The organism is Halarcobacter ebronensis (genome assembly GCF_013201825.1).
In the GTDB taxonomy this organism is placed as follows: Bacteria; Campylobacterota; Campylobacteria; order Campylobacterales; family Arcobacteraceae; genus Halarcobacter; species Halarcobacter ebronensis.
The window spans coordinates 468,012-482,534 of sequence record NZ_CP053836.1 but is presented as its reverse complement, the minus strand read 5'-3'; the positions used below and the strand labels follow the sequence as shown (position 1 = coordinate 482,534).

Genomic DNA, 14,523 nt, shown 5'->3' with positions numbered 1-14,523 from the left:
TTTTATATGCAGTTAGTTAAAATAACTCTTCTTTTACTTTTTGTAAATAGTTTAGTTTTTTCAAATCAAATTGAAAAATCTATGGAAGTAATTGAAAATACGAATAATAAATTGGTTGATTATCAAAAACAGATTGATGTTCATGATGAAAAACACACACAGTTAGTTGGTGAATATCGTTATGTTAACGAACAACTCAAAAGTACAAAAAAATACAATACCCAACTCTCAAATATAATAAGTTCTCAAAAAGAGGAATTAGCAGATATTGCTCAACAAATAAAAGATATTGAGCAAACTCAAAAAAATATTTACCCTTTGATGAGTGATATGATAAAAAGTCTTAAAAAACTTGTTGAATTGGATATCCCTTTTTTAATGCAAGAGAGAGAGGAAAGAATAAAAACTCTTGAAGAGACTTTAGATAGAGCTGATATCAAAACAGCTGAAAAATTCAGAATAATCCTAGAAGCTTTTAAAATAGAGTATGACTATGCAAAAAATATAGAAGCCTATCAAGAGATTTCAGATGGTAAAACTTTTAACTACTTAAGAATAGGTAGAGTTGCTTTATATAAACAATCATTGGATTCAAAAGACTATTTTGCATGGGATAATGAGTCTAAAAAATGGGATGAGATCAATGATTCAAATGTACAAACAAATATTAGAAAAGGTATAAAAATTGCAAAAAAACATGAAAATGTTGCCTTTTTACAACTTCCATTTAATAAAAAAGAGGAGTTCTAATGTTAAGAACATTTATACTATTTACCCTATTTACTGGCTCAATTTTTGCTTTACAGTTAAATAACCTACTAAATGATATTAAAAATGATGCGTCAGTTGAACTACAACAAGAGAAACAAAGACTTCAAGAGTTTATTCAAAATGAAAAAGAGCAACAAAAACTTCTAAATGAGGCTAAAACTGTTTTAGCAAATGAAAATAAAAGAAGCATTGAACTAAAAAAAACATTAGACAAAAATGAAGAACTTTTAGCTTCACAAGAGGCTATTTTGTTAGAAAAGACTGGAGACTTAGGTGAAATGTTTGGAAGTGTAAGACAAACTTCTGCAGATTTTTTAACAAACTATCAACACTCTCTAACTGCTTCACAAGGGGAAAGCAAAGAAGCCCTTTTTGAAAAGTTTTCAAACTCAAAAAGACTACCAAATATAGAAGAGCTTAAAAGTTTATGGCACGGGATGCTTGATGAGATTATTAAAAGTGGAAATGTTGAAAAATATAGCGCAAATGTTATTTTAAATGATGGAGAAAGAGTTATTCAAGAGGTTACAAGAGTTGGTCTTTTTGCAGCAAAATCTGATGGAAAATATTTCAACTATTCAAATGATATGAAAGCTTTAGTTGAACTTGCAACACAACCAGAAGAGAGTGGTTCTTTATTTGGAAGTGATGAAAATCTTTTTGTAATAGATCCAACAAGAGGAACTCTATTTGAACTTTTAAATAATCAACCAACTTTAATGCAAAGGGTAAATCAAGGTGGAGTTGTAGGTTATATAATCATTGCTCTTGGACTTATAGGACTTGTTTTTGCAATCTATAAAAGTGTTGTTTTAAATCTTTATCTAACAAAAATCAAAGCTCAAATGAAAGATTTGGCAAATCCAAAAGAGAACAACCCTTTAGGTAAAGTTATCTCTGTATTTAAAAAATACAAAGATTATGAAATAAGTGATTTAGAACTTAAATTAGCTGAGTCAATTCTACAAGAAACAACAAAAGTACAAAAAGGACAAAGTTTTGTAAAACTTTTATCTGCTGTAACTCCTCTTTTAGGACTTTTGGGAACTGTAACAGGGATGATTGCTACATTTCAAGCAATCACATTATTTGGTACAGGTGATCCAAAACTAATGGCTGGAGGAATCTCAACTGCACTTATTACAACAGTTTTAGGACTTGTTGCTGCAATTCCTTTATTATTTACATATACATATATCTCTTCAAAATCTGAAGCAATTGTTTCTATATTAGAAGAACAAAGTATGGGAATGTTAGCAAAGAGTATAAAGTAGATGTTAGGGCTTATATTTGATGATTTTAGCTCTTTCTTTGATAAAGGGGGAGTTGTACTTTATGTGGTATTTATAGTTGCAATATTTCTTTGGACTTTGCTTCTTGATAGATATATTTATTTATATCATGGATACAAAAAATATAAAGATACTCTTTTAGCAAATATAAAAATTGAAAATTTTGAGAGTAGATTCAAAGATCCAATAAAAGAGTATTTGGTTGAAGAGTCTAAACAAAAACTAAACTATGGTTTGAGTTTTATAAAAACTCTTATTATAGTTTGCCCTTTAATTGGACTATTAGGAACAGTTACAGGGATGATTGAGGTATTTGATGTAATGGCTGTACAAGGTACAAGTGATGTTAAATCTATGGCAAATGGAGTCTCAATGGCAACTATTCCTACAATGGCTGGGATGGTAATAGCTTTAAGTGGAATTTTGTTTGAAAAAAGACTTGAACTTGCAATTAAATACCAAATAGAAAAACTACATATTGATATTTCAAAGGTTATGTAATGAGAAAGTTTTCACAAAAAATAAATAAAGAAGAGACAGAGATAAACCTAACTCCAATGTTGGATGTTGTTTTTATTATGCTTATCTTTTTTATTGTAACAACATCTTTTGTTAAAGAGGCTGGAATAGATGTAAATAGACCAAGTGCATCTACAACAGAACAAAAAACAGAAGCAAATATTCTAATTGCAATAAAAAACAGCAATGAAATATGGATTGATAAAAGGGTAGTTGATTTAAGAGCTGTTAGGGCAAATATTGAGAGACTAAAAGCAACAAATACTCAAAATAGTATTGTAATACAAGCAGATAAAGAGGCAAAAACAGGTCTTCTTGTAAAAGTTATGGATCAAATTAGACTTGCAGGGATTACAAATATTTCTGTATCAACTCTAAAGAATTAAAATGCGTCTTTTTTACTCTTTTATATTAGCAATTTTTATTAGTGTATCTATCTTTTTTGGAATGCAGCAGATGATTAGTGCAAACAACAATTTACAAACAAAAAATGAAAAGCCAATAGTTCTAAACTATTTAAGAGAACAAAAAGATATCAATGTTGAAAAAGAGAAAAGAGTTAAACCAAAAGAGCCTGTAAAAAAAATTGAGCCTAAAAAACTTGATATAGTTAAAACTGATATGGAAAAAATCAATAAAGATGTAAAAATCAAACCTTTAACTCTTGCAAGAAATATTGATCTTTCAGCAATCTCTTCACTAAATGGGGCACAAATTGCAGTAAATAGTGGGCTTTTTGATGCAAATTCACTTCAAACTCTAAGCAGAATAAACCCTGTTTATCCAAGAAAAGCAAAAATTAGACAAAAAGAGGGATTTGTTCAACTTCAATTTCATATTTCTAAAGAGGGACAAGTTTCAGAGGTTGTAGTTTTAAAATCTGAACCGGAAGGTTTTTTTGAAGACTCTTCTATAAATGCCATTAAAAAATGGCGATTCAAACCAAGTGACAGTGCAAAAGATGCAACAATTACATTCAATTTTAGGTTGGCAAAATGAAAAAAATAGGAATTCTTTTACTACTTTGTTTTAGTTTAGTGTTGGCAAAAAGCTCAAATAGTATGTCTAAAAAAAGTTACGAAACGCTAATAGAGTCTCAAAAACTTATGGAAACAGGCAAAGATAAAGAGGCAAAAAAAAATCTTCTTGAACTTTTAAAAACAGAATTAAATGGTTATGAAAAATCTTTTGTTTTTCAAACTTTGGCAAATATTGAGATAAATGCCAATAACTATAAAGGGGCTATAAAATATTATAAGACAATTATTGAATTAGATGTTTTAGAGCCAAAAAGTATAGATAATATGAAGCTTTCATTGGCAAAAATTTATCTAAGTGAAAACAACTATAAAACCTCTATAAAGATTTTAACTTCACTGCTTGAAAGTGAATTTATCAATAAAACTGATGTATATGAAAATCTTGCTTATGCAACTTACTACGATAAAGATTTTAAAAAAAGTATTCTATATATAAACAGTGCAATTTCAAGTAATAAAGAGCCTAAAGAGAGCTCTTATCAGATTCTTTATTCATCTTATGTTGAGTTAAAAGAGTATAAAAATGCAATTAATACTCTTAAGTTTATGGTAAATAATTGGCATAAAAATGAGACCTATTGGCTTCAACTAATTGCTTTATACCAAGAAACAAATGAGCTAAAAAAAGCTCTGTCAACTTTTGAATTAGCATATAAAAAAGGTGGTGTTGCTCCTAATAAAAACACCCTATATTTTGTAAATATTTTAATTCAAAATGAGCTCTATTTTAAAGCTGCACAGACTTTAGAAGAGGCTATGAATAAAGGTTATGTTGAAAATAGTAAAAAGAATTTTGATCTGCTTATCTCTTGTTATGATTATGCAAAACAGAAAGATAAAGTTAAAGAGATTTTAGCAAAATCAGATTATGCAAGAAATAGCAAATATCAACTTCTATTGGCAAATATTCACTTTAATGAACAAAACTATAAAAAAACCATTGAGACTTTGGAAAAAGTCTCTATAAAACAAGGAACAAAAGAGGATGGGCAAAGAAATACTCTTTTAGCTCTTAGTTATTATGAGTTAAATGAGAAAAATGAAACTGTAAAATATTTACAAAAAGCTATAAATAATCCCCATGAAAAAACAAGAGCTTTAAATATCAAAAAAAGCTTACAAATCTAATACAAAGGAGACAAATGAAAAAAGGAATTCTATTTTTTTTATTTTTTTATTTTTTCAATAGCTATTTATTTGCACATTTTCAACTAATCTATACCCAAGAGAGTGCACTAAAAAATGGTAAAAAAATTGAGTTAAAAGAGGTATTTACTCACCCTTTTACAGATGAATATACTATGGATATGGAAGGTGTTGAAGAGTTTTATGTTGTAAATAAGGGTAAAAAAACAGATTTAATTAAAACTCTTGAACCTATAACTTTTCAAGGGAATAATGACAAAGGAAAAGCTTATAGTTCAAAGTATAAAGCTTCTAGAATGGGTGATCATCTTTTTGTTTTAGTTCCAAAACCATATTATGACAAAATTTCAGATGAGTATATTCAACAATATACAAAAATGGTGCTAAATGTAGCTGGACCACCAAGTGATTGGGATACAGAACTTAAGTTAGATGCAGAGATAGTTCCTTTAACAAAACCCTATGCTATTTGGACAAATAGTAATTTTACAGGGATAGTAAAACAAAAAGGGAAACCAGTACCTTATGCAAAAATTTATGTTGAGTACCTAAATAGAGATGTTGATACAAAAAACAATAAAATGGGCCCATCAAGAATTGAAGCGCCACAAGGAAGTTTTCTTTCACTTGAGATAAAAGCAAATAAAGATGGTGAATTTACTTTCTCTATACCAAAAGCTGGTTGGTGGGGATTTTGTGCCAAAGAAGTTGGTGCTAAAAAAGAGTACAAAGGTAAAAAGTTAACTCAAGATAGTGTTATCTGGGTTCAAGCAAAAGATATGAAATAGTATTTTTTATTATTCATTAAATCTCTCTTTTATGACTATTTGATATAATTTTTATATCTTAAGTTTGAGAGATTTAAATGAAAAGATTTTTTGCAATTAGTTTTCCAATAGTTCTTACTGTATTTATACTATTTTATATTACTTCACAATTTATTCAACCAAGTCCAAAAAAAGAGATTACAATTGCCACAGGCTCAAAAAATGGCACATATTATAAAACTGCACTAGAGTATAAAAAACTCCTTGAAAAAGAGAATGTAAAAGTAAATATCTTAACAACTGCTGGTTCAATTGAAAATATCAAACTTCTAGAAGAGAAAAAAGCTGATATTGCTTTTATTCAAAATGGTACAACAATCAATGAAGAGAATAAAGATATAAAATCTTTAGCTTCAATATATTATGAACCCCTTTGGGTCTTTTATAGAAATGAAGGGTATCAAGTTGATTATATTATTCAGTTTATTTCAAAAAAAATTTCAATTGGAAATATTGGCAGTGGAACAAGGGATTTAGCAAGTAAAATATTAGCTGACAATAGTATAGATGAAAAAAATTCTACAATAGTTGATATAGATAATAAAGATGCAAAAAACGCTTTACATGATGGAAAAATTGATGTACTTTTTATTGTCTCATCACACGAATCAGAACTTATAAAAGAGCTATTAGCAGATCCTAAAATAAACCTATTTAGTTTTAAAAGAGCAAAAGCATATAGTAGGAAATATACTTTTTTAGAGGCTTTACCTTTATATGAAGGGACTCTTGATTTATATAAAAATCTTCCAGATGAAGATATAAGCCTTCTTTCAACAACTGCAAATTTAGTAACAAGAGCCGAGTTTTCTGATGAGTTAAAAAGACTCTTTTTAAAAAAAGCAATGCAAATTCATAGTAAAAAAAGCCTTTTTGCAAAGGCAATGCAATTTCCAAATTCATACAATATGAAAATTGATTTGGATGAAGAGGCACAAAGATATTTTGAGTATGGAGATACTTGGCTTGAGAAAATATTTCCCTATTGGATTGCTTCAAATATTGATAGATTAAAACTTTTGATTATTCCTCTTCTGACTCTGCTATTTCCTCTTTTTAAAGGAGTTTTTCCTCTATATAATTGGACTATGCGTTCAAAAATATATAGATGGTATGAAGAGATTAGAGAGATAGACAATGAAGTTGACAAACTAAAAAAAGATGAACTACAAAATTATCTACAAAGACTTGAAAAACTAAGAGAAGAGATAAGCAAAGAGACTAAAGTTCCACTTTCATTTATGGGGGAATACTATAACTTGCAGCTTCATTTAGACCATATAAATACTAAAATTATCAAATTATGCCAAGAGGCTGTTTAACAAGCTCTTATTATTATTTTTGATATAATTCCCAAAAATTAATTAAGGGACATATTTTGAGAATATTATCAGGAATTCAACCAAGTGGTATAATTCACATTGGTAACTATTTTGGAATGATTAAAAAAATGGTTGAATCACAAGATGATGGTGAGCTTTTTGCTTTTATTGCATCATACCATGCCTTAACTTCTGTAAAAGATAAAGAGTTTTTAGAAAGAAATATCTTTGAAGCAGCAGTAAACTTTTTGGCTCTTGGTATGGATCCAGAGAAATCTACTTTTTGGGTTCAAAGTGATGTCAAAGAGGTTCTTGAATTATATTGGCTCTTATCAAATCATACTTCAATGGGGCTACTTGAAAGAGCTCACTCTTATAAAGATAAAACTGCAAAAGGGATTCAGGCAAATCATGGTCTGTTCTCTTACCCTGTACTTATGGCAGCAGATATTTTACTTTATGACTCAAATGTTGTTCCTGTTGGAAAAGATCAAATCCAACATGTGGAGATGACAAGAGATATTGCAACAAGTTTTAACAATGTATATGGTGATGTTTTAGTACTTCCAACTGCAAAAGTAGATGAAATTGTTGCAACAGTTCCAGGAACAGATGGCGCTAAAATGTCAAAATCTTATGGAAATACAATTGATATGTTTGGACCTAAAAAAACAATTAAGAAACAAGTAATGTCAATTGTAACTGATTCAAAAGATTTAAATGAAGCAAAAGATTATACAACTTGTAATATATATAAACTTTGTGAACTATTTATGAGTGAAGATGAGCTAAAAGAGTTACAACAAAGATATGCAACTCCTGGAGAAGGTTATGGACACTTTAAACTAACCCTTTTAGATAAAATAAACGAACATTTTGAACCATATGCAATAAAAAGAGAAAAGCTTTTAAATAATCCTAAAGAGGTAAAAGAGATTTTGGCTTTTGGAGCAAGTAAAGCTAGAAAAATTGCAAGTGCAAAAATGGAAATTATAAGAGACCTTGTAGGATTATAATGAAAACAATACCATCAGTTTATGAAATTGCTGTAACAGATGTAATAACTGTAGATATGGATAAAACCCTTAATGAAGCTATTGAAAGAATGGCTTTATCAAATCTTAGAACAATTGTAATTATAAATCAAGAAGAGAATACCTTTCATATTTTAACTACAGTTATGTTATTAAATTTTAAGATTTTTAATATTGATAAAAGTACCCCTTTAAAAGATTTATCAATACCTCAAGCAAAAGAGTTAGACAAAAATCTAAATCTACTTACAGTATTAAACTATATAGATTTCAGTGATGAATATATGGTAATTACAGATAAAAATAAACTTGTTGGAATTGTATCATATACAGATATTGTAAATAATATCGACCCACAATTTTTAATGGAAAAACAAACGATTTTTTCATTGATTCACCAATATAAAGCAGTAACAACCAAAAAAGAGAATAGCACTTTTAAAGTGATTAATCTAATGAAAGATTATAATAGTGACTCTGTTGTAATTGTTGATGAGAAACAAAATCCTATTGGAATCTTTACAACTAAAGACTTTATACATATTATTCATAATGATTATGATTTAGAAAAACCTGTTAGCAACTATATGAACTCCCCTGTTGAAACCTTAAGTGATGATACAACAATCGCTGAGGCAATCAATTTTATAAAAATGAAACATTATAAAAGGGTTGTTGTTGTAAATAAAAAAAACCAAGTGATGGGGATCATTACCCAAAAAGAGTTATTAAGGGTTGTATATAGTAAATGGGTTGAGATAATAAAAGAAGAGGGTGCAAAAATCTCAAAAACAAATGAGCAACTTTTAAAAGCAACAAATGAACTAAAAGAGAAAGTTTCTTTAGATTATTTAACAAAAATATATAATCGAAATAAATTTGAGGAGCTCCTTGACCTTTATATTAGCAACTATAAAAAAGATCAAAAAATATCTTTTTCTTTACTTATGATAGATATTGATAATTTTAAACTTCTAAATGATACCTTTGGGCATCTTTTTGGAGATAATATTTTAAAAGAGATGTCAAAAATTTTGACTTCTAGCTCTAGAAACAGTGATGTTGTTGCAAGATGGGGTGGGGAAGAATTTGTAATTATTTTACCTAACACAACGCTAAAACAAGCAGTAGCTGTGGCAGAAAAACTAAAAACAAAAATTGAAAAACACCAATTTGAAAATGAACATAAAATAACTTGTTCTTTTGGAGTTGCCCATTTTAATAAGACTGATAATAAAACTGAACTATTTAGAAGAGCTGATGAAGCACTTTATAAAGCTAAAAAATCGGGAAAAAACAGGGTTGAAGTGGAACAACTATAATTATTATCTTTAGTTTTTTTTACAAATAAAAATAAGTTTATCAGTTTGTTCAAACCCATGAAGATTGAACTCTCTTACCTCTTCAATAGAAAAGTTCGCTCTTTTAAGTAGTTTTTTTAATGCCTCTTTTGAGTGATAATATTGAGTAATAAAATCAGACTCTTTTTTATATAAGTCATCTTTTGATTGGGAAAACAGAGTAATATTAGTAATAAGTTTATCATCTTCAAAAATTGCATCAAGTGCTATGAATTTATCTTCTAAATCTATTGTTATGCACCCTTGGGCAACCTCATCAAAACCAAATAGTGAGTTTACATCAAAGATAAAATATCCATTGTCATTTAAAACTTTATATGTATCTTTAAAAAATTTCTCTAACTGTTGTTTTGGAATATAGTTTATTACATCAAAAATTGCTGTGGCACAATCAAACTTTTCAGATAGATCCTCTAAAGCAATAGATTGAACATTTTCAATCCCTCTTTTTTTGCAAGCTTCAATTTGATCTTTACTTAAATCGATCCCAAAAGAGTTTATACCATTTAGAGTTAGATTCTCTAAAAAATAGCCCTGACCACAACCAATATCTAAAATATTATTAAGCTCTTTAGTCATAACCAAAGCCATAAATTCGCGATGAAGAGCATAAACTTCTTCTTGGAAATCTAAATATGGCTCAATTTTTGAATAAAGATTTAATCCCATTAAAGTACCGCTTCTATTCTATCTTTTAGATTAAATATTAAATCTTTTTTTGCGTAATATGAGTTTTTATTTACTATTAAATGAGCTGAACTTTCCATAATAGTTGGTCCCACTTCTAAACCATTTTGTTTCATAGTTGTTCCAGTTTCAACAATATCAACTATACAATCAGCTAAATTAACTAAAGGTGCTAACTCAATTGAACCATAAAGTTTTATGATTTTAACTGCCATTGCTTTGTTTTCAAAATATCTTTTTGCAATTTTTTCATGTTTTGTTGCAACTGTTATTTGACTCTTTGTAAAATCTAACTCTTGACCTTTTAGTAAGCCAAAAGCAACTTTACAACGTCCAAGTTTTAAATCAAGAAGTTTTATTAAGTCATACTCTTTCTCTTCAAGTACGTCAAGTCCAACAACACCTAAATCTGCTGCTCCATGCATTACATAAGTTGGTACATCTTGGTTTCTTACATTCAAAAATTTAAATCCAGCTTTCTCTAAAATAAGCTTTCTATCTTCAAAAATAAATTTTTCACCAAAAGCTTTTTCAAACTTATCAAGTGTCTCTTCTGCAATTCTACCTTTAGGTAATGCAATTGTTAGCATCAATTATCCCTCTCATATTATTAAAAATCAAATCTCTTTTATAGTTACTGTTTTTTATAAACGTACTTAAAAACTCTCCATCACCACCTGTGAAAATAACTTCTTGTTTTTTACTTATTTTTTTTATAGGTTCAATTATTGATTGGATTATTCCATAAGATATAGCATCTTGTGTACAAAGTGGGATTTTATCTAAATTTACCTTTGTATTAAAAGCAAAGGACAATTTCTGAGATATTTGGGGATAGACTTTTTTAAGAGAACTTAATCCTGGAAGTATAAATCCCCCTTTGTGTTTTCCTTTTTTTATAATGTCAACAGTAATTGCACTTCCTGCATCTACAATAATGGCATTTTCTACTCCTAAACAGGCCATTTTTCTATCAAGTCCCATTCCAGAATAAGAGGTGTCAAAGTTTATATAAGGCTCTAAATCAATAGTTTCTTTATAAAAGAGTTTTAACTTTGTAGTTGCTTTTTCATTTACAGAGATATAGTAAACTTTCCCATCTAAACTTGGAAGAGTGGAATCTAAACTATACATTTGCTCTTTGTCATCTATAAAAAAATGAAAATTGGTATTTCCAATATCACATAAAATCAACTCTTACTCTCCATTTATTGTCTTCTAAAAATTTTTTTGCTTTTGAACATAAAGCAGTTTGAATTAATAACTCTTTTTTCTTAAAATTATGTTGCATATAACTTGATAACTTTTCTTCTAATATAAATAGCTCTTCTGCATTTTTTCTAATAAATCTACTCTTTGAATCATATACAAAAAGGGCATAATATTCCCCTTTTATTGATGTTGCAACAAAAATTTTTATTTTTTTTCTTGAATTTAATTCTTTTGGAGAAACCTCTTTAAAAGCTTTAAATAGAACTCCATTTTTATTATAATATTGAGTTAACTCTTTCAATATTTACCTTTTTTCTTTTATGGTTCTAATTATATTAAAAAAAAGATTATAGAGATAATTTTATATACTCCTTTCCAAATAAAATTTGTCAAATATACAAAAATAATTTTATCAATATGTTATTTTTTATACTTTGTTTTACATTTTTGTAACTTATCTTTGTTATAATAACCCCTTAATACATAATTAGGATTAAAATGAACCGAGTATTTAGGTTTCTTTCAATTTTGCTTTTGCTAACTAGCTTTTTATATTCTGCACAAACATCATTTAAAGTATCTTATGCCCCTGATTATGCTCCCTTTTCATATTTGGAAAATGGCAAACCAGAAGGTTTGTTAGTAGACTATTGGAAACTTTGGGCAGAAAAAAATAATTATTCACTTGAATTTATAAATGGAAAATATTGGGGAGATGCTATTGAGTTAGTAAATGAAGGTAAAGTTGATTTTTTTTTAGGAACAAATCCTTATAAACCTTGGATGAAAGCCTCAAAAAGTATTTACAAAACCACTATTTCACTTTTTATCAATAAAGATTTCAGTAAAGATTTTAATCTAAATGCACCCTATTTAATTGGTATTATAGGTAAAGGTTTAGAAGAAACTACAAAAAAGAACTTCCCAAATTCTGAAATTTTGGTATATAAAAACTATACAACTCTATTTAAAGATTTTTTGGCAAAAAAATTGGATTTGATTTTTGATGACAAAACTGCAATTGAGTTTTATTCTTTACGAAATGGTTTTTTTCACAAAATAAAATCTTTAGATCTATTGCAAATTCCAACTCCTATTTATGCAATATCAAAAGAGGAAAATCTTATTGAAGTATTTAATAAAGGTTTTGAAAAAATAACTCAAGAGGAACTTTATGATATTGAAAATAAATGGATTATAAATAATGAATTTCAAATATATAAAAAAAGTTTTGAATTAACAAAGGAAGAGAAAGAGTTTCTAAAAAATCATAAGTTTAATGTCTCAATATCAAAAGCTTGGGAACCTTTTACTTTTATTTCTAAATATAATAAACCAACAGGAATCTCTTATGAAATCTGGAATATTTTTGTTAAAAAACTATCTTTAGATTGTACTTATCATGTTGATAACACTTTTACAAAACAATTAAATTCTATAAAAACAAAAAAAAATGATATTATTTTTAGTGCTGGTGAAACTGAAGATAGAAAAGAGTATGCCCTATTTACAAAACCATATATTGAGTTTCCTATCTCTATAGTAACGTTAAAAGATGAGAACTTTATAGAAAATATTGAGACAATTTTAAATAAAAAAATTTGCCTATTAGAAAACTCAACTGCCCATAAACTTTTAAAAGAGAAATACCCTGATGTTGATAAAAATCTAATTTTGGTTAAAAATACTAAAGATGGTTTACAAAAAGTTATTCATAAAGAAGCATATGCCTATATTGGAATTAAACCCAATCTTCTATACAATATAAATAATCTTGGTCTAAATGAATTGAAAATAAGTGGTAACACTGGTCTGACATATAAAATCTCAATAATGGTTAGAAAAGATTATCCCCTTTTAAAATCTGCTTTAGAAAAAACAATAGATTCAATAGACAAAGAGAGTATTTCAGATATTGTTGGGGAATGGACCAATATTCAGTTTAAAGAGAAGTTTAATTATAAAACATTAATTATTATACTGATTATTGTATTTGTGATTTTTATTGTATTAATCTATATAAATCAAGCTAATATAAAAAGAAATAAAATACTTAAAGATTTGGTTGATGAGAGAACCAAAGAGTTAAAACTCTTAAATCAAGAATTGGAAAAAAGAGTTCAAGAGAAGACAAAAGAGTTAATAAAAACTAACTATTTACTTGATGAAGCTCAAAAAATAGCAAGGCTTGGAAGCTTTAGTTATAACTTTAAGAAAAAAGAGCTAATTTGGAGTGATGAACACTTTAAAATTTTTGGTTTCTATCCAAATGAGATAAGACCCTCTATTACAAAATTTATCTCTTTTATTCACGATGATGATAAACAAAAAGTTAAAAAACATCTCTTTAAAATTATGCACAATGACAAAAGAAAAGTTATTGAATTTAAAATTATTCTAAGGGACAATACAAAAAAATATCTACAACTTAGTACAAAAGTTTCAAAATATGACTCCAACGGTAAAGCACAAATAATCTTAGGAACAATAATAGATTTAACAAAAGTAAAAGAGCTGGAACTTCAAAAAAGAGAAAAAGACTCAATGCTAGCTCAACAATCAAAAATGGCAGCATTAGGTGAAATGCTTGAAAATATTGCCCATCAATGGAGACAACCTCTTTCAGTTATTTCAACAGCATCAACAGGATTACAGTTACAAATAGAACTAAATGACGAAATCCCTAGAGAAACTCTTTATCAAAGTGTAAAATCAATAAATGAACATACTCAATATCTCTCTAGAACTATAGATGATTTTAGAAACTTTTTTAATCCTAAAAAAGAAAAAACCTTCTTTAATATCTCTTCAACAATTGAAAAAGCACTCTCTTTGGTAAGTTCAAGGATCAAAAAAGAGAGCATCTGTATAATCCAAGAAGTTGAAAAGGTTGAGATTAAAACTATAGAGAGTGAACTTATTCAAATTTTACTAAATATCTTCAATAATGCCATTGATGCTCTTACACAAAATAACATAGAAGATAAATATATTTTTGTGACCGTTTTTAGAAAAAATGATTATCTACACATTAAAATAAAAGATAATGCTGGAGGTATCCCTAAAAAAATCATAAACAGAGTTTTTGAACCATATTTTACAACTAAACATAAATATCAAGGTACAGGTATTGGACTTTATATGTCAAATGAGATTATTACAAAACATCTAAATGGAATAATTAAAGTTTCAAACAATAAATTTGAACATGAAGAGAAGGATTATACAGGGGCATTGTTTGCCATCTCAATACCAATTAGTGAATAATTAATCATACAGTTATTAAGAATATAATAGAATTTTAAAAAATCC

15 protein-coding genes are annotated in these 14,523 nt (G+C 27.8%); 11 read left to right on the top strand and 4 right to left on the bottom strand.

The features are described 5' to 3' along the window. The first annotated feature begins 6 nt into the window (after positions 1–6). From AEBR_RS02465 to AEBR_RS02420, 10 genes are all read left to right on the top strand, one after another. A complete protein-coding gene (locus AEBR_RS02465) occupies positions 7–750 on the top strand; it encodes a DUF3450 domain-containing protein (protein ID WP_164969464.1) in 744 nt (247 codons plus the stop codon). Further along, the gene (locus tag AEBR_RS02460; protein ID WP_129086907.1) at positions 750–2,045 is read left to right on the top strand and encodes a MotA/TolQ/ExbB proton channel family protein; all 1,296 of its coding nucleotides are present in this window, start codon (positions 750–752) and stop codon (positions 2,043–2,045) included. The genes AEBR_RS02465 and AEBR_RS02460 overlap by 1 nt, the downstream gene beginning before the upstream one ends. Next, positions 2,046–2,564 (top strand): MotA/TolQ/ExbB proton channel family protein, encoded by a 519-nt coding sequence (locus tag AEBR_RS02455; protein ID WP_128979938.1) that lies wholly within the window; start codon positions 2,046–2,048, stop codon positions 2,562–2,564. After that, a complete protein-coding gene (locus tag AEBR_RS02450; protein ID WP_129086906.1) occupies positions 2,564–2,968 on the top strand; it encodes an ExbD/TolR family protein in 405 nt (134 codons plus the stop codon). The genes AEBR_RS02455 and AEBR_RS02450 overlap by 1 nt, the downstream gene beginning before the upstream one ends. 1 nt (position 2,969) lies before the next feature. Next, positions 2,970–3,581 carry a TonB family protein gene (locus tag AEBR_RS02445; protein WP_128979934.1) on the top strand — a complete coding sequence of 204 codons (612 nt, stop codon included), beginning with the start codon at positions 2,970–2,972 and terminating at the stop codon, positions 3,579–3,581. Continuing rightward, positions 3,578–4,750: a tetratricopeptide repeat protein gene (locus AEBR_RS02440; RefSeq protein WP_129086905.1), complete on the top strand. Its 1,173-nt coding sequence runs from the start codon at positions 3,578–3,580 to the stop codon at positions 4,748–4,750. The genes AEBR_RS02445 and AEBR_RS02440 overlap by 4 nt, the downstream gene beginning before the upstream one ends. Before the next feature lie 14 nt (positions 4,751–4,764). Next, positions 4,765–5,556 (top strand): DUF4198 domain-containing protein, encoded by a 792-nt coding sequence (locus AEBR_RS02435; protein ID WP_129086904.1) that lies wholly within the window; start codon positions 4,765–4,767, stop codon positions 5,554–5,556. 77 nt (positions 5,557–5,633) lie between these two features. Next, complete coding sequence (locus AEBR_RS02430; RefSeq protein WP_129086903.1) at positions 5,634–6,917, top strand: TAXI family TRAP transporter solute-binding subunit; 1,284 nt, start codon at positions 5,634–5,636, stop codon at positions 6,915–6,917. A 56-nt stretch (positions 6,918–6,973) separates the two neighbouring features. After that, positions 6,974–7,933 carry a tryptophan--tRNA ligase gene (gene trpS, locus AEBR_RS02425; protein ID WP_129086902.1) on the top strand — a complete coding sequence of 320 codons (960 nt, stop codon included), beginning with the start codon at positions 6,974–6,976 and terminating at the stop codon, positions 7,931–7,933. Then, the gene (locus AEBR_RS02420; RefSeq protein WP_129086901.1) at positions 7,933–9,273 is read left to right on the top strand and encodes a diguanylate cyclase; all 1,341 of its coding nucleotides are present in this window, start codon (positions 7,933–7,935) and stop codon (positions 9,271–9,273) included. The genes trpS and AEBR_RS02420 overlap by 1 nt, the downstream gene beginning before the upstream one ends. Before the next feature lie 9 nt (positions 9,274–9,282). Here AEBR_RS02420 and AEBR_RS02415 read toward each other — a convergent pair whose 3' ends face one another. The 4 genes from AEBR_RS02415 to AEBR_RS02400 are packed head-to-tail and all read right to left on the bottom strand — an operon-like array spanning position 9,283 to position 11,512. After that, positions 9,283–9,981: a class I SAM-dependent DNA methyltransferase gene (locus AEBR_RS02415; RefSeq protein WP_129086900.1), complete on the bottom strand. Its 699-nt coding sequence runs from the start codon at positions 9,979–9,981 to the stop codon at positions 9,283–9,285. Next, complete coding sequence (gene hisG / locus AEBR_RS02410; protein ID WP_128979920.1) at positions 9,981–10,589, bottom strand: ATP phosphoribosyltransferase; 609 nt, start codon at positions 10,587–10,589, stop codon at positions 9,981–9,983. The genes AEBR_RS02415 and hisG overlap by 1 nt, the downstream gene beginning before the upstream one ends. Next, the gene (locus tag AEBR_RS02405) at positions 10,567–11,193 is read right to left on the bottom strand and encodes a type III pantothenate kinase (protein ID WP_129086899.1); all 627 of its coding nucleotides are present in this window, start codon (positions 11,191–11,193) and stop codon (positions 10,567–10,569) included. The genes hisG and AEBR_RS02405 overlap by 23 nt, the downstream gene beginning before the upstream one ends. After that, complete coding sequence (locus AEBR_RS02400) at positions 11,180–11,512, bottom strand: hypothetical protein (protein ID WP_128979916.1); 333 nt, start codon at positions 11,510–11,512, stop codon at positions 11,180–11,182. The genes AEBR_RS02405 and AEBR_RS02400 overlap by 14 nt, the downstream gene beginning before the upstream one ends. Positions 11,513–11,709: 197 nt before the next feature. Between AEBR_RS02400 and AEBR_RS02395 the strand changes: the two genes are divergently transcribed. Next, positions 11,710–14,478, top strand: coding sequence for a transporter substrate-binding domain-containing protein (locus AEBR_RS02395; RefSeq protein WP_129086898.1), 2,769 nt, complete (start codon positions 11,710–11,712; stop codon positions 14,476–14,478). Positions 14,479–14,523 lie beyond the last annotated feature (45 nt).

Bases quoted from the DNA above. Each gene is read 5' to 3' on its own strand.
- AEBR_RS02455 (WP_128979938.1), top strand. From the start codon at position 2,046: ATGTTAGGGCTTATATTTGATGATTTTAGCTCTTTCTTTGATAAAGGG.
- hisG (WP_128979920.1), bottom strand. From the start codon at position 10,589: ATGCTAACAATTGCATTACCTAAAGGTAGAATTGCAGAAGAGACACTT.
- AEBR_RS02420 (WP_129086901.1), top strand. From the start codon at position 7,933: ATGAAAACAATACCATCAGTTTATGAAATTGCTGTAACAGATGTAATA.
- AEBR_RS02440 (WP_129086905.1), top strand. From the start codon at position 3,578: ATGAAAAAAATAGGAATTCTTTTACTACTTTGTTTTAGTTTAGTGTTG.
- AEBR_RS02460 (WP_129086907.1), top strand. From the start codon at position 750: ATGTTAAGAACATTTATACTATTTACCCTATTTACTGGCTCAATTTTT.
- AEBR_RS02415 (WP_129086900.1), bottom strand. From the start codon at position 9,981: ATGGGATTAAATCTTTATTCAAAAATTGAGCCATATTTAGATTTCCAA.
- AEBR_RS02430 (WP_129086903.1), top strand. From the start codon at position 5,634: ATGAAAAGATTTTTTGCAATTAGTTTTCCAATAGTTCTTACTGTATTT.
- AEBR_RS02450 (WP_129086906.1), top strand. From the start codon at position 2,564: ATGAGAAAGTTTTCACAAAAAATAAATAAAGAAGAGACAGAGATAAAC.
- AEBR_RS02395 (WP_129086898.1), top strand. From the start codon at position 11,710: ATGAACCGAGTATTTAGGTTTCTTTCAATTTTGCTTTTGCTAACTAGC.
- AEBR_RS02435 (WP_129086904.1), top strand. From the start codon at position 4,765: ATGAAAAAAGGAATTCTATTTTTTTTATTTTTTTATTTTTTCAATAGC.
- AEBR_RS02465 (WP_164969464.1), top strand. From the start codon at position 7: ATGCAGTTAGTTAAAATAACTCTTCTTTTACTTTTTGTAAATAGTTTA.
- AEBR_RS02445 (WP_128979934.1), top strand. From the start codon at position 2,970: ATGCGTCTTTTTTACTCTTTTATATTAGCAATTTTTATTAGTGTATCT.